This is a genomic window from Saccharopolyspora taberi, assembly GCF_039534165.1.
GTDB lineage: Bacteria > Actinomycetota > Actinomycetes > Mycobacteriales > Pseudonocardiaceae > Saccharopolyspora_D > Saccharopolyspora_D taberi.
In genome coordinates this window covers 768,856-790,064 of sequence record NZ_BAAAUX010000014.1, presented here as the reverse complement: position 1 = coordinate 790,064, position 21,209 = coordinate 768,856, and the positions used below count along the sequence as shown (strand labels likewise).

Genomic DNA, 21,209 nt, shown 5'->3' with positions numbered 1-21,209 from the left:
ACCCCCATGATGCTCATCCCCTGCCCGTGGTGCGGGCCGCGCGACGAGAACGAGTTCCACTACGGCGGAGACGCCGACGTCCGCTACCCGGAGAACCCGCAGGCCGTGTCCGATGAGGACTGGGCGCGGTTCCTGTTCTACCGGAGCAACCCCAAGGGGTACTTCGCCGAACGCTGGGTGCACGCGGCGGGGTGCCGCCGGTGGTTCAACGTCCACCGCGACACCGTCACCAACGAGATCCAGGCCGACGACAGCACCAACACTGCGAGGACGGTGACGAGGTGACCAACGAGTTCAGGCTTGCCGCGCGGGGCCGGGTCGACCGCGACCGCCCGCTGCGATTCCGCTTCGACGGCACCGAGTACCTGGGCTACCAGGGCGACACGCTCGCCTCGGCGCTGCTGGCCAACGGCGTCCACCAGGTCGGCACCAGCATCAAGCACGGCCGCCCGCGCGGCATCATGGCCGCCGGTGCCGAGGAACCGAACGCGCTGGTGCAGATCGAGAAGCCGTTCCCGGAGCCGATGCTGACCGCGACCACGGTCCCGCTGATCGACGGCCTGGAAGCCACCGGGCTGCCTGGCCAGGGTCGTCTGGCCACTGAGGACGATCCCGCGCGGTACGACACCATGCACGCCCACTGCGACGTGCTCGTCGTGGGAGCGGGACCTGCCGGTCTGGCCGCCGCGCTGAGCGCGGCGCGCAGCGGCGCACGCGTGATCATCGCCGATGCCGACACCGAGTTCGGCGGCAGCCTGCTGGGCACCGGCGAGCGCCTCGACGATCTGCCCGCCACCGAGTGGGTGCGCGGCGTCGTCGCCGAGCTGGACGCGTTCCCCGAGGTGCGTCAGCTGCCGGGCACGACCGTTTTCGGCCACTACGACGACAACTACCTCGTCGCGGTGGAGAACCGGGGCGACGAAGCCTTCAGCAGGCAGCGGATCTGGCGGATCCGCGCCAGGGAGGTGGTCCTGGCGACCGGCTCGCACGAGCGTCCGCTGGCGTTCGCGGGCAACGACCGGCCGGGCACGATGCTGGCCGGCTCCGCCCGTACCTACCTGCACCGGTACGGGGTCGCGCCCGGCACCCGCGCGGTCGTGTTCACCACCAACGACAGCGCGTACGCGGCGGCGGTCGACCTGCACGACGCCGGGGTGACGGTCTCGACGATCATCGACACGCGCGAGGTCGTGTCCACCTACTGGGCTTCCCGTTGCGTCCAGCGGGGAATCACCATCCACACCGGATCGGTGATCGCCAGCACCTCCGGCAACGCCCGCATCTCCCGGGTGCACATGGCGCACTGGGAGGCCGACGGCAACCGTGTCACCGACGTGCAGCACGTGCTCGCCTGCGACCTCCTGCTGGTGTCCGGCGGCTGGAGCCCGGCGGTGCACCTGCACAGCCAGTCGCGGGGAACCCTCCGGTTCGCCGAGGACATCGGCGCGTTCGTGCCCGACCAGCACGCGCGGTCGGTGCGTTCGGCCGGTGCGGCGGCCGGGATCTTCGCGACGGCCGACTGCCTCGCCTCCGGTGCCGAAGCGGGCCGGGACGCGGCCACCGCCGCCGGCTTCCACGCGGAGACCTGCGCGCTTCCCAGCGCGAAGAAGCCGCCGGTCCTGGCCGGCGGCAACGTCTGGCTGGTGCCCAGCCCCTCGGACTCGGCGGGGACGAACCAGTACGTCGACTTCGCGCGCGACGCCACGGTCGCCGACATCCGCCGCGCGGTCGGGGCCGGCCTGGACTCGGTCGAGCACGTCAAGCGCTACACGACGATCGGCACCGCCCACGACCAGGGCAAGACCTCGGGCATCCTGTCCACCGGCATCATCACCGAGGTCCTGGGCCGCGACATCGCCGATGTCGGCACGACGACCTTCCGCGCCCCGTACACGCCGGTGAGCTTCGCCGCGCTGGCCGGCCGCGACCGCGGTGATCTCTACGACCCGGTGCGGGTCACCGCCATGCACGACTGGCACGTCGAGCAGGGCGCCCCGTTCGAGAACGTGGGGCAGTGGAAGCGGCCCTGGTACTTCCCGCGTCCCGGCGAGGACATGGAGGCGGCCGTCCTGCGCGAGTGCCGGGCCGTCCGGGAGGGCGTCGGCATCCAGGACGTCTCGACCCTGGGCAAGATCGACGTGCAGGGCCCGGACGCGGCCGAGTTCCTCGACCTCGTCTACACGAACAAGATGAGCACCCTCAAGCTCGGACGCATCCGCTACGGCCTGATGTGCACCGCCGACGGCATGGTCTTCGACGACGGCACGGTGATGCGCACCGGCCAGAACCGGTACCTGATCAGCACCACCTCCGGTGGGGCGGCCGGCGTGCTGTCCTGGCTGGAGGACTGGCTGCAGACCGAGTGGACGCACCTGCAGGTGCACCTCACCTCGGTCACCGAGCAGTGGGCCACCGTCGCCCTCGCCGGTCCGAAGTCCCGCGAGGTGCTGGCCCGCGTGGCGACCGACATCGACCTCGACAACGACAGCTTCCCGTTCATGTCCTGGCAGACCGGGACCATCGCGGGGCGGCAGGCGCGGGTGTGCCGGATCAGCTTCTCCGGCGAGCTCGCCTTCGAGATCAACGTTCCGTGGTGGCACGGGCGGGAGCTCTGGGACGCGCTGGTCGAAGCCGGTGCGCCGCTGGACATCACGCCCTACGGGACCGAGACGATGCACGTCCTGCGTGCGGAGAAGGGTTTCCCCATCGTCGGGCAGGACACCGACGGAACGGTCACCCCGCACGATCTCGGCATGGGCTGGGCGGTGTCGAAGAAGAAGGACGACTTCCTGGGCATGCGTTCCTTCAGCCGCGCCGACACGACGCGCACGGACCGCAAGCACCTGGTCGGATTGCTGCCCGTCGACGAGGACCTCGTGCTCGAAGAGGGAGCGCAGCTCGTCGAGCACCCCGAGCTGCCCGAACCGCCGGTTCCGATGCTCGGCCACGTCACGTCCAGCTACCGCAGCGCCGTGCTGGAGCGGGGATTCGCCCTGGCCCTGGTCAAGGGGGGCCGCGACCGCATCGGCGAGACCATCTACTCCACCGCGGGCGACCGGCTCGCCGCGGTCAAGATCACCGAGCCCGTCTTCTACGACGAGGAAGGAGCGCGCCGAGATGGCTGACAACCACGGCGAATCTCCGCTGGCCGCCCGCGCGGACCTGCTGGCGCAGGCATCCGTCCCGGGCGTGGTGGAGATCGGCGAAGTCCCGTTCCAGGCGCAGATCACGCTCCGCGCCGACCCCAAGGGCGCGGGGGCCGAACGCGCGGGCACCGCGCTGGGAACGATGCTCCCGACCCAGCCCGGCGAGGTCGCGGCGTCCGAGACCGTCCGGGTGCTGTGGATGGGCCCCGACGAATGGCTTCTGGTCGGTGCACAGGGCAGTGCCGAGGAGATCCAGAGCACGCTGACCGAAGCGCTGGCCGGGGAGCACGCGTCGATTGTGGACGTTTCCGCGCACCGCACCGTCGTGCGGGTGGCCGGGCCGAAGGCGGAGGAGCTCCTGAGCAAGGGCTGCGCCCTCGACCTGCACCCGCGCAGCTTCGAGGCGGGGCGTTGCGCGCAGACGATGCTCGCGCATGCCGAGGTGGTCCTGGTCCGCAACTCCGTCGAACCGCCGGAGTTCTGGGTGTTCGTGCGTTCCTCGTTCTCCCGATACCTTGCGGACTGGCTGGCCGATGCCGCCTCCGAGTACGGGCGTCCCAGCGCCGCGGCATAGCGGCAGAACCGGCAGTTCCGACTAGCAACCGAACAGGAGTACCCAGTGACCGAAGTACGTGGGATCGTGGCCGCCGGCAAGGGAAAGCCGGTCGAGGTGGCGACGATCCATGTCCCGGACCCCGGGCCGGGTGAAGCCGTGGTGCGCGTGCAGGCGTGCGGTGTCTGCCACACCGACCTGCACTACCGGGAGGGCGGGATCAACGACGAGTTCCCGTTCCTGCTCGGCCACGAGGCCGCAGGCGTCGTGGATTCCGTCGGGGAAGGGGTCGAGGACCTCGAACCGGGCGATTTCGTCGTGCTGAACTGGCGCGCGGTCTGCGGCAACTGCCGCGCGTGTCGGCGCGGCAGGCCGCAGTACTGCTTCTCCACCCACAACGCCTCCCAGCCCATGACGCTCGACGACGGCACGCCGCTGTCGCCCGCGTTGGGGATCGGTGCGTTCGCGGAGAAGACGCTTGTGCACTCCGGGCAGTGCACAAAGGTGGACCCGTCCGCCCGGCCCGCGGTGGTCGGCCTCCTCGGCTGCGGCGTGATGGCCGGGATCGGCGCGGCGGTCAACACCGGGCAGGCCGGTCCGGGCGACTCGGTCGCGGTGATCGGCTGCGGTGGCGTCGGCAGCGGCTCGGTGGCCGGCGCGAACCTGGCCGGGGCCCGGCGGATCATCGCCGTGGACACCGACCCGGTGAAGCTGGAGTGGGCGCGCGAGTTCGGCGCCACGCACACCGTCAACGCCGCCGAGACCGACTCGGTGGAGGCCATCCGGGAGCTCACCGACGGCAACGGCGCCGACGTGGTGATCGACGCCGTCGGCATCCCGGCGACCTACACCCAGGCGTTCTACGCCAGGGACCTGGCGGGCACGGTCGTGCTGGTCGGGGTTCCGTCGCCGGAGATGAAGCTGGAGCTGCCGCTGATCGACGTGTTCGCCCGCGGTGGCGCGCTGAAGTCGAGCTGGTACGGCGACTGCCTGCCCAGCAGGGACTTCCCGATGCTGGTCGAGATGTACCAGCAGGGCAGGCTGCCGCTGGAGAAGTTCGTCACCGAGGAGATCGCGCTCGACCAGGTCGAGGAGTCGTTCGAGAAGATGCACCGCGGTGAGGTGCTGCGTTCGGTGGTGGTGTTCTGATGACCGCGCGCATCGATCACACCGTCACCTCGGGCACGTTCTCGCTCGACGGTGGGACCTTCGACGTGGACAACAACGTGTGGGTGGTGGGCGATGACCACGAGTGCGTGGTCATCGACGCGCCGCACGACGTCGCCGCGATCCGCGAGGTCGTCGGCGGGCGCCGGGTGCTGGCGGTGGTCTGCACCCACGCCCACGACGACCACGTGCGCAAAGCACCGGAGCTGGCCGCGGAGGTGAACGCGCCGATCCTGCTGCACCCGGAGGACCGGGTGCTGTGGGACCTCACGCACCCGGACAGCGAGCCGGACGGCGACCTCGCCGACAACCAGGTCATCCAGGTGGCCGGTGTCGAACTGCACGTGCTGCACACGCCGGGACACGCGCCCGGCGCGGTCTGCCTGTACTTCCCGAGCCTGGCCACGGTCTTCACCGGTGACACGCTGTTCGCCGGTGGTCCCGGGGCGACCGGCCGTTCCTTCTCGGACTTCGACGTGATCGTGGCGTCCATCCGGGACCGGCTGCTGCCGTTGCCCGAGGAGACCGAGGTGCACCCCGGGCACGGCGAGTCGACCACCATCGGCGCGGTCCGGCTCGAGTTCGACGACTGGGTCAAGCGCGACTGACGGGCACTTCGTCGTACTCGCCATGAGCGGCTCCCCCCGCTGATCCGGCCGGGGGAGCCGCTTCTGTCGTCCGGCCGGCACCCGACTACCAGGTCCTGCGGGTGGCTGGTGTTGAGCTGCATGTGCTGCACGCGCTGGGCGCGGTGTGCTTGTCCTCCGAGTCCGGCCAGGGTTTTCACGGGTGATCCGGCGTGGGTTTGACGGCTGGGTTGCGCGCGGCTGACGGGTACTTCGTCGTGCTCACCATGAGCGGCTTCCTCGGCTGATCCGGCCGGGGGAGCCGCTTCTGTCGTGGGTCCGGCCGTCCTGGGGCGACCGGTCGTTCCTGTTCGGACTTTGGCGTGATCGTGGCGTCCATCCGGGACCGGTTGCTGCCGTTGCCCGAGGAGACTGAGGTCCACCCCGGGCAACGGCAGCAGCCGATCACCATCGGCGCGAGTGCGACGACTGGGTCAAGCGCGACTGACGGGCACTTCCTCTCGCTCATCACCAGCGGCTTCCTCGGCTGATCCGGCCGGGGGAGCCGCTTCTTCGGTCGCGGGCCCGGCCGACACCTGGAGCTGGAAGTCGCCGTCGTAGCGGTCGTCACCGGTGAGGACGGCCTCCTCGATGAGCTCGGCGCCCTTCTCGGCGCGCAGGATCAGCGGATCGCTGCGCAGGTCACGCACGAGCGAGACGCAGAGCAGGACTATCACGACGGTGAACGGCGCCGCCGCGATGATCGTCAGGTTCTGCAAGCCGGTCAGCGCGTTGTCGGTACCGCCGCCGACCATCAGCATCACCGCCGCGACAGCTCCGGTGGCGACGCCCCAGAAGACGACCACCGAACACCTCGGGTGGATGGACCCGCGCTGCGACAGCGTGCCCATCACCATGGACGCGGCGTCGGCGCCGGAGACGAAGAAGATCGCCACGAGGACCATGACGAGCACACCGGTGGCGGCGCCCAGCGGGAAGCGCGCCAGCACGTCGAACAGCTGCGCCTCCGGTGCTCCGGCGGCGGCCAGGTCGGTCCCGTGGCGCTGGGCGTCGATCGCGGTCCCGCCGAAGATGGCGAACCACACCACGCTCACCGCGGCGGGCACGAGCAGCGCGCCGCAGACGAACTGCCGGATGGTGCGCCCGCGGCTGATGCGCGCGATGAACATCCCGACGAACGGGGTCCAGGAGATCCACCACGCCCAGTAGAAGATCGTCCAGGTCGACAGCCACTGCTGCATGGCCGCGCCGCCGGTCGCCCCGGTGCGCGCGGTCATCTCGCCCATGTGCCGGAAGTAGTTCCCGATCGCCGACGGCACCAGGTCGAGGATGAACACGGTCGGCCCCACCACGAGCAGGAACACCGCGAGAACCGCGGCGAGCACCATGTTGATGTTGGACAGCCACTGGATGCCCTTGGCCACGCCCGACACCGCCGAGGCGATGAACGCGACGGTCAGCACCGCGATCACCGCGACCAGCAGCCCGACGGCGGGGGAGCCGGACAGCCAGCCGCTGGCCTGGAGCCCGCTGCCGATCTGCAGCGTGCCGAGCCCCAGCGACGCTGCGGAGCCGAACAGCGTCGCGAAGATCGCCAGCACGTCGATCAGCTTGCCCAGCGGACCGCTCGCGGTGCGCCGTCCGAGCAGCGGCGCGAACACCGCGCTGATCAGCTGCTTGCGACCGCGGCGGAAGCTGCTGTAGGCGATGGCCAGGCCCACCACCGCGTAGATCGCCCACGGGTGCAGCGTCCAGTGGAACAGCGAGGTGGCCATCGCGGTCTCCACCGCCGCGTCGCTGCCGGGCGGGACGGTTCCGGGCGGGGGTTCGGCGAAGTGCGCGAGCGGTTCGCTGACGCCGTAGAACATCAGCCCGATGCCCATGCCCGCGCTGAACATCATCGCCACCCAGGACACCGTCCTGAACTCGGCGGGCTCGTCGTCCGAGCCGAGGGGTATCCGCCCGTAGCGGCTCGCGGCCAGCCAGAGCGCGAAGACGACCAGGCCGGTGGCGACGAGGACGAACGCCCAGCCGCCGTTGACGATCAGCCAGTCGAGCACCGTCGAGGACAGCGCGCTGAGCGAGTCGGTGCGCCACAGGCCCCAGGCGACGAAGGCAAGGACCAGGGCGGCGGAAATGCCGAAGACCGTGCGGTCGATCCGGGCTGGTCTGCCGGATTCCTCGCCGGGATCGGGACCGGGATCGGGGGGAGTGGTGGGGTTGTGCGCAGTCATGCCGTTCGACGTCCGGTGTGGACGCCGCCTCCTCTCGTCTCGTCGTTGACGACGGGAATTCGGTGTCCGACCCGCGGAGTCGGGAAGAATTTTCGGCGCACCGCACCGCAGGCGGTGCGCAGCGGTCGGGGAGTCGGCCGCGGAGTCACAAGCATCCGCAGTGTGTTGCGGATAGCAGAACAAGGGGCGTAATGAGCAACAAGGATGGGTGACCGGTGGGCGGTCGTCAAGGGTTGCGCCGAGGCTTCCCGGGCGGATCTTTCCTGCTCGCGGCGTCGACCGGGCTACCTGGCGGTAGCCAGGACCGCCCCTTGACAGCGGGCGGCCTCGGGTCCATCGTGTGCTGTCACCGCGTTGGCTCAACCGGGCCATGATCGTCCACACCGGACGCGGCCCCCGCGACACCCGACCAGGTCTGGGCATGCTTGAGCGACAGCCTTGGCACCGCATGGCGGTCAGCGTGGCCGTCGTGGCCACCGCTGCCGTCGTCCTGGTGCTGTCAGGTTTCTTGCCGCCCCGGATCAGCGAACTGGTCGCCGACCTGACCGGTGTGCTGGGCTCGGTCGCCGCGGCCGCGGCGTTCGCGTGGACCGGGTGGTGCCGGACGGGGGACGAGCGGCGGTGGCGATGGCTCATGGTCGTGGCGCTCGCCTGGTTCACCACCGCCCACTCGCTGTGGGCCTGGTACCGCGGCATCGACCCGATGACCTTCCCGAACGCCGCGAACGCCCTCTACCTGGGACTCCCGCTCTTCGCCTTCTTCGCCGTGCTGAGCCTGGTCAAGAAGGACCACGGGAAGACCGACGAACACGGGGTGGCGCCGCCACGCGCGGTCGTCATGCTCGACGGGCTGATCATCGCGGGGAGCCTGCTGGCGCTGAGCTGGAAGCTCGCGTTCGACTCGGTCCGGCACGCCGACGGCGTCCGCGTCGGCAGGCTTGTCATGGTGGCGTCCTACACGATGGCCGACCTGGTCCTGATCGTCGTCGCAGTCCTGTTCGCGGTCGCGTTGTGCGGAATCCTGCGACTCCCCTTGCTGTGGCTGGTTTCCGGTCTCGTCGCGATCGGTCTTTCCGACACCGCTTACGTCTACACGATCGGCCACTCGCTGACGGCGCCGCCGCTGGCGGACGTGGGGTACATGCTCGGGCCGATGCTGTTCCTGCTGGCCGCGTTCGCGCCCGGTCGCCGGTTCTCGCGCATCAAGCTCCGCATGCCCTTGCTGTTCCTGCCGTACGTTCCGTTCGCCCTGGTATGCGGATTCACCCTGTTCACAACGATTTCCACGGGCCAGCCGCAGGTGGGGGAGGTCTACGCCCTGATCGGCGTGGTGGCGCTGGTCGTCCTGCGGCAGCTCATGACGCTGCGCCAGCTGTCAGCGGCCCGGCAGCAGCTCGCCTACCAGGCCACCCACGACCCGCTCACCGGTGCGTCGAACCGGAACCTCCTGCTGTTCCGGCTCGGCAAGGCCCTGCCGCGCGACCAGCACGACCGGCGCGTCGGTCTCCTGTACGCGGACCTGGATCATTTCAAGGAGATCAACGATCTTCTGGGGCACGAGGCGGGAGACACCGCGCTGCGCGTGGTCGCGGCCCGGATCCGTTCCCGGATCAGGCCGGCGGACACGCTTGCCCGCATGGGCGGTGACGAGTTCGTCGTTCTCCTCGATCCCGCGCCCGACGATCCCGGCGATTTCGGCAGGCGCGTCCAGTCGGCTTTCGATGACCCCGTCCGGATCGGCGACTGCTCCTGCACGATCAGCATCAGCCTCGGATATGCCGAGCTCGACGACGGCGACACCGCCGACGACGCCCTCGCCCGCGCGGACGAAGCGATGTACGCGGCGAAGGCCGCGGGCCGGAACGGGATGCGGGTCGACGTCCAGCGCCCGTTCACGTTCCGCTGATGGTCCCGTGACACGAGGTCCTACGATCTGGACTTGGTGTTGTGCGTTCATGACTCTCTGCTCTCATGTGCCCAACCACGGATCTCCGACGATGGGAAGCGCACATGAGCATCGACGCCAGCACGCGTCTGAACGACGTCGACATCGAGGCAATCGGTGGTCTCGTCCAGGCGATCCAGGACGACCCGTCCAAGGCGCGGACCACCTGGGCCGCGCACGTGACCTGGAAGGGCGCCTTCGCCTCCGAGTCGCGGGTGCGCGACTTCGAGGCCACCCCGTCCGACGAGCCGAAGAGCCTCGGTGGTGGCGATGCGGCGGCCAACCCGGTCGAACAGCTGCTCGGCGCGTTCGGCAACTGCCTCGCCGTCGGCTACGCCGCCAACGCCAGCGTGGCCGGGATCAGGCTCGACGACCTGCGCATCGACCTCAAGGGCGGCGTCGACCTCCACGTCTTCCTCGGCCTGGCCGAGGGGCACGCGGGCTTCGACTCCATCGACGCGACCGTGACGATCGTTTCCGACGCCCCGCGCGAGAAGCTGGAGGAGCTGCACGCCAAGGTGCTCGCCAGCTCGCCGGTCGGCCACACGCTGCGCGGCGCGGTGCCGGTGAACGTCACCCTCGCATGATCCGCGTGCCGGCCCCGGGCGAGCCGGCGCACCGCACCGACCAGGAGACACCATGACCGAGGCGTACGGGACCGACGCGTACGGGACCGACCGAGCGTACGGCTTCCGCACCCGGGCGATCCACGCGGGCAACATCCCCGACGCCGTGACCGGGGCGCGGGCGCTGCCGATCTACCAGTCGGCCTCGTTCGTCTTCGACGACACCGACGACGCGGCGGCCCGCTTCGCCCTGCAGAAGTACGGCAACGTCTACTCCCGCCTGGCCAACCCGACGGTCGCGGCGTTCGAGGAGCGGATCGCCAGCCTCGAAGGCGGTCTCGGCGCGGTGGCCACGGCATCGGGGGTGAGCGCGGAGTTCATCACCTTCGCGTCCCTGGTGGGCGCCGGTGACCACATCGTCGCCTCCGCCCAGCTCTACGGCGGCACCGTCACCCAGCTCGACCCCACGCTGCGGCGGTTCGGCGTCGAGACGACGTTCGTCAGCTCCGCCGACCCGGAGGCCTACGCCGCCGCGATCACCGAGCGCACCAAGGTGGTGTTCGCCGAGACGGTCGCCAACCCCTCGGGCGAGATCGCCGACATCGAGGGCCTGGCCGACGTCGCGCATGCCGCCGGAGTACCGCTGGTGATCGACTCGACCATTCCCACGCCGTACCTGAGCAGGCCGTTCGAGTGGGGTGCCGACATCGTGGTCCACTCGGCCACCAAGTTCCTCGGCGGCCACGGCACCACCCTCGGCGGCGCGGTGGTCGAGTCGGGCCGCTTCGACTGGTCGAACCCGCGGTTCCCGCTGTTCACCGAGCCGGTGCCGGAGTACAACGGCCTCACCTGGTGGGGCAACTTCGGCGAGTACGCCTTCCTGACCCGGCTGCGCTCCGAGCAGCTGCGCAACATCGGCCCGACGCTGTCCCCGCAGTCGGCGTGGCAGCTCGCCCAGGGCGTCGAGACGCTGCCGCTGCGCGTCCAGCAGCACGTCGACAACGCCCGCGCGGTGGCGGAGTGGCTGCGGGCCGACCCGCGCGTCGAGTTCGTCAACTGGGCCGGGCTGCCCGGCCACCCGCACCACGACCGGGCGCGCAAGTACCTCCCGCTCGGCCCCGGCAGCGTCTTCAGCTTCGGCATCAGGCGGGGGCGGGAGGCGGGCAGGCGCTTCATCGAGTCGGTCGACCTGGCAAGCCACCTGGCCAACATCGGTGACACCAAGACGCTGGTCATCCACCCGGCCTCCACCACCCACGCCCAGCTCGGCGAGGACCAGCTCGCCGCCGCCGGGGTCGGCCCCGGGCTGGTGCGCATCAGCGTCGGCCTGGAGGACGTGGAGGACATCGTCTTCGACCTCGACCAGGCGCTCACCGCCGCGCTGAAGGAGGACTGATGACCGCCGCGATCCCGAGGCAGGCAACCGAGCCGACCGCGAAGCAACGGCTCGCGATCCTGCGCGCCGCGAAGTCGGTCGCCATCGTGGGCTTTTCCGCCAACATCGCCCGCGCCAGCTATTTTGTCGCGACCTACCTGCTCCAGGACGCCGGCTACCGGCTCCACTTCGTCAACCCGAGGGCCGCCGGGCAGCAGGTCCTCGGCCTGCCGGTGCACGCGTCGCTGGCCGACCTGCCCGAGACCCCCGACATCGTGGACGTCTTCCGGAAGGCGTCCGACCTCCCTGGTGTCGTGGACGAGACGGTCGCGATCGGCGCCCCGGTGCTGTGGGTCCAGCTCGGGATCATCAACGAGGAGGCCGCCGCCGACGCCAGGGCCCGGGGGCTGACGGCCGTGACGAACCGGTGCCTCAAGATCGAGCACGCCCGCTTCCACGGCGGGCTCCACCTGGCAGGCTTCAACACCGGGCAGATCACCGCCCGCAGGACGCTGCGCTGAGCCCGCCGGGGTAGGAGGGGCGGGCTGCGTCCGGGAGGATCCGGAGCGTGCCACCGCCGAAGACCGACCTGCGGCTGTCCGTTCTGGACACCTCGCCGATCGTGCAGGGCTCCACGGCCCGGCAAGCCCTGCACAACACCGTTGAGCTGGCCAGGTTCGCGGAGGAACTGGGCTACCACCGGTACTGGGTGCCCGAGCACCACAGCATGCGCGGGGTCGCGAGTTCGGCTCCCGCGGTGCTGGTGGGCCGGATCGCCGCCGCCACCCGCCGCATCCGCGTGGGCTCCGGCGGGGTCCTGCTGCCGCACCACGCGCCGCTGGTGGTCGCCGAGCAGTTCGGGACGCTGGAAGCACTGCATCCCGGGCGGATCGATCTCGGGCTCGGCCGCGCTCCCGGCGGGCCGCCTCATGCCGCCGCGGCGATCCGCGGCTCGCGAGTACCCGACGACGTTCCGTTCGGCGAGCGGCTGCGCGAACTGCTCAGCTACTTCGACCCGGCGGAGGGCCAGTCCGTCACGGCGGTGCCGGCGGTCGGGAACGCGCCGCGCGTGTGGATCCTCGGCTCAAGCGCCGCCAGCGCCGAGCTCGCGGGTTCGGTCGGCTTGCCCTACGCGTTCGCCCATCACCTGAACCCGGAGGGGCTGGAAGCGGTCCGGGTGTACCGGGACTCGTTCCAGCCGTCCCCGATGTCGCCGGCCCCGCAGGTCATGATCAGCGTCTCGGTCATCGCCGCGGACACCGACGAGCGCGCGGAATGGCTCGCGGGCCCGGCCAGGCTGAAGGTGTTCAGCCGCAAGCGGGGCAACCGGATCCTGCTGCCCAGCCCGGACGATGCAGCGGCCTATCCCTACACGTCCGAGGACCGTGCGGAGATCGCCGCACGGGCTCACAGCGTCGTGGTGGGCTCGCCCGCGACCGTGCGAGGCAGGCTGGAGTCCCTGGTCGGCGAAACCGGCGCGGACGAGGTCATGGTGACCACTCCGGTCTACCACCACGCCGATCGCTTGCTGTCCTACGAACTCCTCGCCGCACCGTGAGTACTGTCCACTATGGATCAGACTTTCACAGTGCGCCCAGTTCTGCCTTACCGCCCCGCTGCCAGACCGCGTCGATGGTGACCTCCGCGAACTTCCAGCCGTCGGCGGTGCGGTGCGCCCGGCACCGGTAGGTGCCGCCGACTTCCCAGGGAGCCGGGTCGTCCTCAGTGCGCAGGTGCACCGCGTAGAGGTTGGCGCGCGAGGTGGCGACATCACCCTCGACGTCGATCAGGTGGTTGGTGACGAAGTGCTGCGTGCGGTGGAAGGCGGAGAGGTTCTTTCGGACGGCATCGGCCAGTCCGTCCCGTCCGGTGTGGCGGCCCCAGGTGTGCTGGAGGATTCCGTCCCGGGTGTAGCAGTCGGCGTAGCCGTCGAAGTCCTTGGTGTCGAGCGCGTGCGCGAAGCGCAGGAGCAGGTCGTTGATCCGGAGCTTGTCGGCGATCGGATCGGCGTGAGCGACGGGCATGGTCGGATTTGCCCCCTCGGGTCGCGTTCGGACGTTTCACCGCGCGAATTGCGTTGCGATGGCCAAGAAAGTCGCATGCGGCCAGCGGACATTCCCTTGCTCTGGCGGGTTTTTGCCACGGCCGCTTCGCGGGCTCGGCCGCTCGGTAGGTTGCCCCCACCGCGGTCGCCCTCCGCACAACGACGACCCAGGAGCACCACCATGCCCCATGCCCGCATCACCAGCGTGGCCTCGGCCGTTCCCGCCCTGGTATCGGTCCACGACATCGCAGCGTTCCTCGCGCCCGAGCAGGGAGGCGACAAGGTCACCCACATCGCCGCGCAGGCCGAGATCGCGACCAAGGGGCTCGCCGTCGACCCCAGAGCGGAAGACCCGAGGGGCTGGAGCACCCACACCCGGATGCTGCGCGCCCGTGACGAGGTGGAACCGCTGGCCGAGCGCGCGCTCGGCACCGCGCTCAGCCGGGCGGGGGTTGCGCCGGAGGAAGTCGACTTCTTCGCCCCCTCCACCAGCACCGTCCAGGCCGTCCCCGGGCTGGACGTCCTCGCCGACAAGGTCGGGATGCGGGAGAACGCGCAGCGCATGCCGCTGGGACCGGCCGGTTGCTACGCGGCCGTCCCAAGCCTGAACGTCTGCCGCAACCAGACCGCGGTGAACGGGGGGATCTCGGTGCTGCTGGTGGCGGACATGTTCTCGCCGCACCTGCAACCCCCGCCCTACGACAACGAGCAGGCCGTCGTCCTGACCCTGTTCGGGGACGGCGCCGGATCGGCGGTGATCCGCCCCGGCACCGACGGCCACCCCGGACTGGACATCCTCGACGTCGAGTCGCTCTACCTCGCCGAACACCGCGATGCGCTGAAGCTGGAGCCGAGCGCGAGCGGGCTGCGGATGGCCCTCTCGCCGGACCTGCCCGACATCGTCGCCAAGGGGCTGGCCACCCCGGTCGACGCGCTGCTCGCGCGCAACCGGCTCGGTCGCGACGACATCGCCCACTGGGCCGTGCACCCCGGTGGGCTGCGCGTGATCGACGCGGTGGCCAGCACCCTGGCGCTGCCCGAGGACCAGGTCAGCGCCTCCCGCGCGGCCATGCGCGCTTACGGCAACACGGCGGGACCGGCCGTGCTGACGGTGCTGGAACGCCTCTGGGACACCGTGATCGCCACCCCCGGCCAGCACACCGTGATCCTCAGCTTCGGCCCGGGAGCCACGATCTACGCGATGCTGCTGCGCAGCGGTGGCTGATCACTGCTCCGGCGGCGCGATCTCCGGGTGGTCGAGCACGCGCAGCCAGCTCCCGTCCGGCTGCCGCCGGGCCACCTGGACGCGGACGCCGACCCCGTCCTTGCGCGGGGTCGAGGTGAGCGCGAGGTCGCCGCTGCTCAGCGTCGGCAGCGGCACCTCCTGCTCGAACCGCGGGCGGTCGGCCAGCACCTGCGCCCACAGCGCCTGGATCGCGTCCCGGCCCACCGTCTGCCCACCGGGCGGGAACGCGATCGCCGCGTCCGGCTCGTAGAGCGCGGCGACTCCGGCCGCGTCACCGGCGTTGGACCGCTCGACGAACAGGCGGGTGAGCTCCTCGGGCCGCATGGCCTTGTCCTGCATCGATTCCTCCGGGATGTCTGTGCTTTGTGCGCTTCCCAGCCTGGTCCCGGCCCGATCAGAAGTCCAACAGCTGGTTCTGCTGGAAACTAGAATTACCGGTCATGGATTTACGCCAGCTGGAATACTTCATCGCGGTCGCGGAGGAGCAGAACTTCACCCGCGCGGCCGAGCGGGTGCACGTCAGCCAGTCCGGCATCAGCGCCCAGATCCGCCAGCTGGAGCGGGAGCTCGGCGCCGCGCTGTTCGACCGGTCGGCCCGCGCCGCCACGCTCACCGCCGCGGGGAAGGCCGCGCTCGAACACGCCCGCAGCGCGCTCGCCGCGGCCGGAGCGGTCGGCCAGGCGGTGGGTGAGGTGACCAACCTGATCCGGGGCGAGGTGACCATCGGCATGGTCACCGGCTGCACGATCACGCCGCTGTTCGACGCCCTGGCGACGTTCCACCAGGCGCACCCGGGCGTGCGGGTGACGCTGCTGGAGGACAACTCCGATCAGCTCACCGGTGCCGTGCGGGCCGGAGCCGTCGACCTCGCCCTGATCGGCACCGCGACCGCCGCCCCGGACGGGCTGGACTCGTTCACGATCACCAGCGACCGGCTGGTCGCGGCGGTCCCGCCCGGACATCCGCTGGCGGAATCGCGGCGCGTCGGCATGGCCGACCTGAGCGAGCACCCGGTCGTCTGCATGCCGCCGGGCACCGGACTGCGCGCCGTGTTCGACCAGGCGTGCGCGGCGCGGGACGTGCGGCCGGTGATCGCGTTCCAGGTCAGCACCGCGGAGGCCATCGCCGACCTCGCCGCCCGCGGCCTGGGCGTCGGGATCCTCAGCGACTCGATGGTCACGCCGTACCGGGACAAGCTCGTCGCGCGCACCATCGACGACGTCGAGATCCCCGCGCTGCTCGCGCTGATCTGGCGGCGCACCCACGGCCCGGCCCTGCGGGAGTTCCTCGTGCACGCCCGGCGGGCGTTCTCCCGGCGGGCATGACCCTCACGGTCACGGCTTCGCGCGCAGTTTGACCGCGAAACCCGCGGCCAGGACTCGCTGCGGCTTCGTACGTCCGAGACCGAGGTGGCGGCCTCGGTCCGGCCCTGGCGGTGATCTGGGGGAACGCCGCGGCCCGCCAGCCCAGCCCAGCGGGTTGAGCCGGACCAGCACGCCACCCAGCACCGGACCCGCGACGCGGCGCCGCCGCCATCAGCCGGTCTTCTGCAAGGCGGTGGTGGTGAGCACCGCCGCGAGTTCCGCGGGTCGGGTCACGAACGGGGAGTGGCCGCCGGGCAGCGAGCGCACCCGCATCGGCAGGTCCGGCACGACCTGGTCGGCCTCCTCGATCATCAGGTCCTGGGTGCTGGTCGGCAGTGCCTGGTCGTCGGTGAGCCTGATGAACGTGCGGGCGATCCGGCCCCAGCGCTGCGGCGAGACCGGCACCGGCGTGACGGCGTTCGCGAGCGGCTGGTCCGGGTGCAGGAACTGCCGCCAGGAATCCGGGGCGGTCGCGGGGAGATCGTTGAGGAAGGACCGGCGGATCGTGTCCACGTGGTCCGGGTCGGCGGACAGCGGGTTGATCCGGAAGGCGCCCAGCTCGGCCGGATCGCCGATCGGCGGGATGTGAACCGCGCCCGCGTTCTCCTCGGCCTCGATGTAGTCGGCGAACCTCGGCCGGCCCGCCGGGACGAACGCCGACAGGTACACGAGGTGGTCGACGAGCTCGGGCGCCCGCTCGGCCGCCGCGGAGGCGGGGGCGCCGCCCGCGCTGTGGGCGACCAGCACCACGTTGCGGAAGCGGGTGCGGGCGGTGGCGAGCGCGTCGAGCACGACGTCGGCGGCCTGGTCCAGCGTGGCGTCGCTCAGCGCCGACTTCTCGTCGGCGAGCCCGGGCTGGCCGGGCTGGAAGTAGCCGGTGGGCACCGGCGCTCCGAGCCCGCTGCCGGGGAGGTCGACCGCGACAGCGGCGAGGCCGTGGTGCGCGAGCGCGCGTTGCGTCGCCGCCCAGTGCAGCGCGGAGTGCCAGGCACCGTGCACGAGGACGACGGCGGTTTCGGACGAGGTCGGGCGGGTCATGGTCGGCCCTTCTGGAGTGGTGATCACTGACCGCTCCAGATCACCTCAGCCGTGCTGTCCCATCCACTGGCATATCTCACCGCTGCCCTCGCGATATCTCCGGCATATCGTTGGGGGTGTGGAAGCCCGTCACCTGCGCTACGCCGTGGCGCTCGCCGAGCACCAGCACTTCGGCCGCGCCGCGGCCTCGCTGGGGATCGCCCAGCCGCCGCTGTCGACCCAGATCGCCGCGCTGGAGCGGGAGGTCGGGGAGCGGCTGTTCGACCGCACCTCGCGCGGCGTCGTGCCGACCGCGGCCGGCGAAGCCTTCCTCGCCAGGGCGCGCACCGCGCTCGCCGAGATGCGGCTCGCCGGGGTCGACGCGGCCCGGGCGGCGCGCGGGGAGACCGGGCGGCTGCGGATCGGGTTCATCGGATCCGCGCTGCTCGACCCCTTGCCCGGAGTGCTCGGCCGGTTCCGCCGGACCCACCCGGAGGTCCGGCTCTCCCTCCAGGAACTCGACAGCCCCACCGGGACGGCCGCCCTCCTCGACGGCGAGCTGGACGTCGCCGTCGGGCGCGGCAGCCCGCGCGGAGCCGGGGCGGAGGACCTGATCACCGTGCCGATCGGCGGGGACCACCTGGTGGCCGTGGTGTCGGTGGCGCACCCGTTCGCCGGACGCCGGACGATCGATGCCGAGCAGCTGGCCAGGGAACCGCTCGTGGTGAGCCAGGACGCGGCGAGCTCCTACCTGCGCCCGCTGTTCGGGCCGGACCCGGCCGCCCTCGAAACCGCCACGATGGCGCGCGACATCCACACGATCGCCGGCCTCGCCGCGTGTTCGGCCGGGGTCGGCCTCGGCCCGAGCCGGATGCGGCTGATCACCCGCAAGGACATCCGGTTCTGCGACGTCACCCCGCGGTTCCGGCTGCCGGACCTGCGGATGTCGTTCCGCGCGACCGACCGGTCGCCGGTGCTCGCGGCGTACCTGTCGGTCGTGCGCGCCAACTGCCCGAAGGTCGGTTCCCACCTCGACGACCTGCTCGCCCGGCACCCGTCGGCCGTCGCCGGTGCGCTGTAACGACTTTCCGCGGTCGGGCGAATGGGTGGTTGACGCCCGCACCTGTGGCCGGGCGATGGGCGCCCCTTCCGGGCGGAAAAGAGAAAACGGTCATGACTGAGGTGGTCACCTCCTCCCAGCACGTCGGGCAGCCCCGCAACGGCTTCGGCATCGCCGCGCTTGTGCTCGCGCTGATCGGCCTGGTGTTCGGCATCATCCCGCTGACGGGCTTCGTCGCGCTGATCCTGGGAGCGCTGGCGGTGCTGTTCGGTTTGCTCGGCGTGGCCAGGACCCGCAAGGGCGTCGCCACCAACAAGATCATGTCGTGGGTCGGAACCGGCCTCGGCGGCCTGGCGGCCGTGGTGGGGATCTGGGGCATGGTGATCGTTTTCCAGGCCGCCGGGGAGCTGGTGCGCGACCTGGACCGGATCGGCGCCGACTTCCAGGCCCCGCCCGCGCCCGGGACGCCGCTCACGCCGGGTGTCCCGGCCGGTGAGGCAGAGGAGGGCGCCGGAGCCGTGCGCTACGAGGTCGAGGGCAGCGGTTCCGCCCTGTCGATCACCTACAGCACGTTCAACGGTGGTGGTGCCAGCTCGGAGTCCCTGGCCGACACCGCTCTGCCGTGGAGCGTCGAGGTCCCGGTCGACATCGACGCGTTCTCCACCTACACCCTGATGGCCTCCAACGACGAGAACGGCGGAACCATCACCTGCCGCATCCTGGTCAATGGCGAGGTCGTGCAGGAGGCCACTTCCAAGGGGCCGTTCCAGTCAGCCATGTGCGTGAAGTGACGCCGGTCGTGGCATCGTGCACGGGGTGGGCGGCAGAACCTCCGAGCAGCAACGGCTGCGCGACCTCGCGCGGCTGCGCCGCGTCCGCGACCGGATCGATCGCGAGTACGCGCAGCCGTTGAACGTCGAGTCCCTCGCCCGCGGTGTCAGCACGTCGGCCGGGCACCTCAGCCGTGAATTCCGGCTCGCCTACGGGGAGTCGCCGTACAGCTACCTGATGACCCGGCGCATCGAACGCGCGATGACGCTGCTGCGCCGGGGCGACCTCAGCGTCACCGAGGTCTGCTTCGCCGTCGGCTTCTCCTCGCTGGGCACGTTCAGCACCCGGTTCGCCGAACTGGTCGGCCTCCCGCCGAGCGCCTACCGGCGGGAGGCGGCCGGTGAGATGGCGGGCGTGCCCGCATGCGTCACGCAGCGGGTCACCAGACCGGTCAGGAATCGAGAAGCGAGGTCCCGCTGACCGCGGTTACCGTGACTTCCATGACGATCAGCATTCACTACGCATTCCTCCCGCACACCGACCCGGAAGCGTCGATCGCCTTCTACCGCGACGTCCTCGGTTTTGAGATCCGCAACGACGTGGGTTACGGCGGAATGCGCTGGATCACCGTCGGACCGCCCGAGCAGCCCGGCACCTCCATCGTCCTGCAGCCGCCGAGCGCCGATCCCGGCATCACCGACGACGAGCGCGCCACGATCGCCGAGATGATGGCGAAGGGCACCTACGCGGGCATCGTCCTGGCCACCAGCGATCTCGACGAGACCTTCGCTCGGATCGAGGCCAGCGACACCGAGGTCGTCCAGGAACCGATCGACCAGGACTACGGCGTTCGCGACTGCGCTTTTCGCGACCCGTCCGGCAATCTGATCCGAATTCAGCAGCGCGGCTGAAATCCGATTCCGAGGTTGTGAGGACAGCGATGCCGGAGAAGAAGAACGCCGACAACGAGGCCGCGGTGCTCAAGAAGATCGCCGACTGGCCCGCTCCTTATGACGTTCGGCCTGACCGAGAAGGCCAACATCGCCGGCATCGTCCGCAAGGCCGCGGGCTGATCCCCGCGCCCTCAGTCGAGGCAGAACTCGTTGCCCTCGACGTCCTGCATCACGATGCACGACTCGTTGAAGCCGTCGGCAAGCAGTACCCGCACGCGTACCGCGCCGAGCGCGACGAGTCGTGCGCATTCGGCCTCGAGCGCGGCGAGGCGCTCTTCGCCCACGAGCCCGGTGCCGGCCCGCACGTCGAGGTGCAGCCGGTTCTTGACGACCTTGCCTTCGGGAACCCGCTGGAAGAACAGTCGCGGGCCCACACCTGAGGGATCAGAGCAGGCGAAAGCCGCGCCCTGGCGCTCAGGCGGCAGCGAGCGGTCGAAATCGTCCCAGCTGGCAAACCCATCCGGAGGCGGCGGTACGACGTACCCCAACACCTCGCACCAGAAACGAGCGACGCGCTCGGGTTCCGCGCAGTCGAAGGTCACTTGGAACTGCTTGATCGACGCCACCGCCACACCCTAGCGGCGCGTGCTGCTGACCGGGACCCAATTAACCGCTGACCCGGGACCGGAGGCCGTCCAGCACGAGTTCGAGCCCCTGCTCGAAGTCCGCCGGACCGCCCGGTTCCTTGTCGATCGCACCCGCGCTCGCGGCCTGCAACGCGGTCTGCTCCTCCACGGTGTGGCCGAAGACCAGGTGCAGGAGAGCGCGGGTGCCGACGCCGACCAGGTCCTCGGGCAGGCCGCCGTCCCGCAGTGCCTCCCGCAACCGGCGGGCGGGCTCGCTCGCGCCGAGGCCGAAGGTGTGGGCGGTGACGACCACCTCGGCGCCGTCGCGGTAGGTGAGCATCGCGTCCCGCAGCTCGCCGCACACCTCGACCACCCGCCGGTCCCACTCCCGGGCCGCGCGAGGGCGCCTGCCCCTGGCCAGGATCTCGTCGGCGACCGCGGCCAGCAGCGTCTGCTTGTTCGGCACGTGGTGGTAGAGCGCGCTCGGCTGCACGCCGAGTTCGGCAGCCAGCCGGCGCATCGTCAGCGACTCCAGCCCGTACTCGTCGAGGACCGCGATCGCGCGGTTCACGACGTCGCTCCGGTGGTAGCGCACGCAGGACCCTCCTGTTTGAC

Annotated in this window: 22 protein-coding genes; 16 read left to right on the top strand and 6 right to left on the bottom strand. The window is 70.9% G+C overall.

The features are described 5' to 3' along the window. The first annotated feature begins 6 nt into the window (after window positions 1-6). Genes ABD691_RS17935 through ABD691_RS17915 form a run of 5 tightly spaced genes read left to right on the top strand, consistent with a single transcriptional unit; the run spans window position 7 to window position 5,474 of the window. The gene (locus tag ABD691_RS17935) at window positions 7-285 is read left to right on the top strand and encodes a sarcosine oxidase subunit delta (RefSeq protein ID WP_344681089.1); all 279 of its coding nucleotides are present in this window, start codon (window positions 7-9) and stop codon (window positions 283-285) included. After that, complete coding sequence (locus ABD691_RS17930; RefSeq protein ID WP_344681088.1) at window positions 282-3,125, top strand: sarcosine oxidase subunit alpha family protein; 2,844 nt, start codon at window positions 282-284, stop codon at window positions 3,123-3,125. Before ABD691_RS17935 ends, ABD691_RS17930 begins: the two co-directional genes overlap by 4 nt. Further along, window positions 3,118-3,720: a sarcosine oxidase subunit gamma gene (locus ABD691_RS17925; protein ID WP_344681086.1), complete on the top strand. Its 603-nt coding sequence runs from the start codon at window positions 3,118-3,120 to the stop codon at window positions 3,718-3,720. The genes ABD691_RS17930 and ABD691_RS17925 overlap by 8 nt, the downstream gene beginning before the upstream one ends. A 45-nt stretch (window positions 3,721-3,765) precedes the next feature. Continuing rightward, the gene (locus ABD691_RS17920) at window positions 3,766-4,848 is read left to right on the top strand and encodes an S-(hydroxymethyl)mycothiol dehydrogenase (protein WP_344681084.1); all 1,083 of its coding nucleotides are present in this window, start codon (window positions 3,766-3,768) and stop codon (window positions 4,846-4,848) included. Further along, window positions 4,848-5,474, top strand: a complete 627-nt coding sequence (locus ABD691_RS17915; RefSeq protein WP_344681083.1) for an MBL fold metallo-hydrolase — start codon at window positions 4,848-4,850, stop codon at window positions 5,472-5,474. Before ABD691_RS17920 ends, ABD691_RS17915 begins: the two co-directional genes overlap by 1 nt. A 452-nt stretch (window positions 5,475-5,926) precedes the next feature. Here the strand turns inward: ABD691_RS17915 and ABD691_RS17905 are convergent, their stop codons facing one another. Further along, window positions 5,927-7,687, bottom strand: a complete 1,761-nt coding sequence (locus ABD691_RS17905) for a BCCT family transporter (RefSeq protein WP_344681082.1) — start codon at window positions 7,685-7,687, stop codon at window positions 5,927-5,929. 448 nt (window positions 7,688-8,135) lie between these two features. Here ABD691_RS17905 and ABD691_RS17900 point away from each other — a divergent pair, with 448 nt between their 5' ends. From ABD691_RS17900 to ABD691_RS17880, 5 genes are all read left to right on the top strand, one after another. After that, window positions 8,136-9,593, top strand: a complete 1,458-nt coding sequence (locus ABD691_RS17900) for a diguanylate cyclase domain-containing protein (RefSeq protein WP_344681081.1) — start codon at window positions 8,136-8,138, stop codon at window positions 9,591-9,593. A 104-nt stretch (window positions 9,594-9,697) separates the two neighbouring features. After that, window positions 9,698-10,219: an OsmC family protein gene (locus ABD691_RS17895; RefSeq protein ID WP_344681079.1), complete on the top strand. Its 522-nt coding sequence runs from the start codon at window positions 9,698-9,700 to the stop codon at window positions 10,217-10,219. 52 nt (window positions 10,220-10,271) lie between these two features. Continuing rightward, window positions 10,272-11,594, top strand: a complete 1,323-nt coding sequence (locus tag ABD691_RS17890; RefSeq protein WP_344681077.1) for an O-acetylhomoserine aminocarboxypropyltransferase/cysteine synthase family protein — start codon at window positions 10,272-10,274, stop codon at window positions 11,592-11,594. After that, the gene (locus ABD691_RS17885) at window positions 11,594-12,094 is read left to right on the top strand and encodes a CoA-binding protein (RefSeq protein ID WP_344681075.1); all 501 of its coding nucleotides are present in this window, start codon (window positions 11,594-11,596) and stop codon (window positions 12,092-12,094) included. Before ABD691_RS17890 ends, ABD691_RS17885 begins: the two co-directional genes overlap by 1 nt. 47 nt (window positions 12,095-12,141) lie before the next feature. After that, a complete protein-coding gene (locus ABD691_RS17880) occupies window positions 12,142-13,131 on the top strand; it encodes an LLM class flavin-dependent oxidoreductase (protein WP_344681073.1) in 990 nt (329 codons plus the stop codon). A 25-nt stretch (window positions 13,132-13,156) separates the two neighbouring features. Here the strand turns inward: ABD691_RS17880 and ABD691_RS17875 are convergent, their stop codons facing one another. Beyond that, window positions 13,157-13,597 (bottom strand): nuclear transport factor 2 family protein, encoded by a 441-nt coding sequence (locus ABD691_RS17875; protein ID WP_344681071.1) that lies wholly within the window; start codon window positions 13,595-13,597, stop codon window positions 13,157-13,159. A gap of 201 nt (window positions 13,598-13,798) precedes the next feature. Between ABD691_RS17875 and ABD691_RS17870 the strand changes: the two genes are divergently transcribed. Then, window positions 13,799-14,842 carry a type III polyketide synthase gene (locus ABD691_RS17870; protein WP_344681070.1) on the top strand — a complete coding sequence of 348 codons (1,044 nt, stop codon included), beginning with the start codon at window positions 13,799-13,801 and terminating at the stop codon, window positions 14,840-14,842. Here the strand turns inward: ABD691_RS17870 and ABD691_RS17865 are convergent, their stop codons facing one another. Then, window positions 14,843-15,202 (bottom strand): YybH family protein, encoded by a 360-nt coding sequence (locus ABD691_RS17865; RefSeq protein WP_344681068.1) that lies wholly within the window; start codon window positions 15,200-15,202, stop codon window positions 14,843-14,845. It abuts the gene before it with no gap. A 101-nt stretch (window positions 15,203-15,303) separates the two neighbouring features. Between ABD691_RS17865 and ABD691_RS17860 the strand changes: the two genes are divergently transcribed. Beyond that, window positions 15,304-16,188, top strand: coding sequence for a LysR family transcriptional regulator (locus tag ABD691_RS17860; RefSeq protein ID WP_344681066.1), 885 nt, complete (start codon window positions 15,304-15,306; stop codon window positions 16,186-16,188). A gap of 210 nt (window positions 16,189-16,398) precedes the next feature. Here ABD691_RS17860 and ABD691_RS17855 read toward each other — a convergent pair whose 3' ends face one another. Then, window positions 16,399-17,292 carry an alpha/beta hydrolase gene (locus tag ABD691_RS17855; protein ID WP_344681064.1) on the bottom strand — a complete coding sequence of 298 codons (894 nt, stop codon included), beginning with the start codon at window positions 17,290-17,292 and terminating at the stop codon, window positions 16,399-16,401. A gap of 91 nt (window positions 17,293-17,383) precedes the next feature. Between ABD691_RS17855 and ABD691_RS17850 the strand changes: the two genes are divergently transcribed. The 4 genes from ABD691_RS17850 (at window position 17,384) to ABD691_RS17835 (ending at window position 19,986) form a co-directional block, all read left to right on the top strand. Next, window positions 17,384-18,325, top strand: coding sequence for a LysR family transcriptional regulator (locus ABD691_RS17850; protein ID WP_344681062.1), 942 nt, complete (start codon window positions 17,384-17,386; stop codon window positions 18,323-18,325). Window positions 18,326-18,417: 92 nt separating this feature from the next. Then, the gene (locus tag ABD691_RS17845; protein WP_344681061.1) at window positions 18,418-19,095 is read left to right on the top strand and encodes an MmpS family transport accessory protein; all 678 of its coding nucleotides are present in this window, start codon (window positions 18,418-18,420) and stop codon (window positions 19,093-19,095) included. 25 nt (window positions 19,096-19,120) lie between these two features. Next, on the top strand, window positions 19,121-19,555 hold the full coding sequence (locus tag ABD691_RS17840) for a helix-turn-helix transcriptional regulator (protein ID WP_344681060.1): 435 nt from the start codon (window positions 19,121-19,123) through the stop codon (window positions 19,553-19,555). A 20-nt stretch (window positions 19,556-19,575) separates the two neighbouring features. Then, complete coding sequence (locus ABD691_RS17835; RefSeq protein ID WP_344681058.1) at window positions 19,576-19,986, top strand: VOC family protein; 411 nt, start codon at window positions 19,576-19,578, stop codon at window positions 19,984-19,986. A 173-nt stretch (window positions 19,987-20,159) separates the two neighbouring features. On the opposite strand, the gene ABD691_RS17830 is transcribed toward ABD691_RS17835, so the two are convergent. Further along, window positions 20,160-20,594: a VOC family protein gene (locus ABD691_RS17830; RefSeq protein ID WP_344681056.1), complete on the bottom strand. Its 435-nt coding sequence runs from the start codon at window positions 20,592-20,594 to the stop codon at window positions 20,160-20,162. 40 nt (window positions 20,595-20,634) lie between these two features. After that, the gene (locus tag ABD691_RS17825; RefSeq protein ID WP_344681053.1) at window positions 20,635-21,189 is read right to left on the bottom strand and encodes a TetR/AcrR family transcriptional regulator C-terminal domain-containing protein; all 555 of its coding nucleotides are present in this window, start codon (window positions 21,187-21,189) and stop codon (window positions 20,635-20,637) included. Between the last annotated feature and the right edge of the window lie 20 nt (window positions 21,190-21,209).

Coding starts and splice junctions, on each gene's coding strand:
- ABD691_RS17935 (WP_344681089.1), top strand. CDS start 7: ATGATGCTCATCCCCTGCCCGTGGTGCGGGCCGCGCGACGAGAACGAG.
- ABD691_RS17925 (WP_344681086.1), top strand. CDS start 3,118: ATGGCTGACAACCACGGCGAATCTCCGCTGGCCGCCCGCGCGGACCTG.
- ABD691_RS17915 (WP_344681083.1), top strand. CDS start 4,848: ATGACCGCGCGCATCGATCACACCGTCACCTCGGGCACGTTCTCGCTC.
- ABD691_RS17905 (WP_344681082.1), bottom strand. CDS start 7,687: ATGACTGCGCACAACCCCACCACTCCCCCCGATCCCGGTCCCGATCCC.
- ABD691_RS17900 (WP_344681081.1), top strand. CDS start 8,136: ATGGCGGTCAGCGTGGCCGTCGTGGCCACCGCTGCCGTCGTCCTGGTG.
- ABD691_RS17895 (WP_344681079.1), top strand. CDS start 9,698: ATGAGCATCGACGCCAGCACGCGTCTGAACGACGTCGACATCGAGGCA.
- ABD691_RS17890 (WP_344681077.1), top strand. CDS start 10,272: ATGACCGAGGCGTACGGGACCGACGCGTACGGGACCGACCGAGCGTAC.
- ABD691_RS17885 (WP_344681075.1), top strand. CDS start 11,594: ATGACCGCCGCGATCCCGAGGCAGGCAACCGAGCCGACCGCGAAGCAA.
- ABD691_RS17875 (WP_344681071.1), bottom strand. CDS start 13,597: ATGCCCGTCGCTCACGCCGATCCGATCGCCGACAAGCTCCGGATCAAC.
- ABD691_RS17870 (WP_344681070.1), top strand. CDS start 13,799: ATGCCCCATGCCCGCATCACCAGCGTGGCCTCGGCCGTTCCCGCCCTG.
- ABD691_RS17865 (WP_344681068.1), bottom strand. CDS start 15,202: ATGCAGGACAAGGCCATGCGGCCCGAGGAGCTCACCCGCCTGTTCGTC.
- ABD691_RS17860 (WP_344681066.1), top strand. CDS start 15,304: ATGGATTTACGCCAGCTGGAATACTTCATCGCGGTCGCGGAGGAGCAG.
- ABD691_RS17845 (WP_344681061.1), top strand. CDS start 18,418: ATGACTGAGGTGGTCACCTCCTCCCAGCACGTCGGGCAGCCCCGCAAC.
- ABD691_RS17835 (WP_344681058.1), top strand. CDS start 19,576: ATGACGATCAGCATTCACTACGCATTCCTCCCGCACACCGACCCGGAA.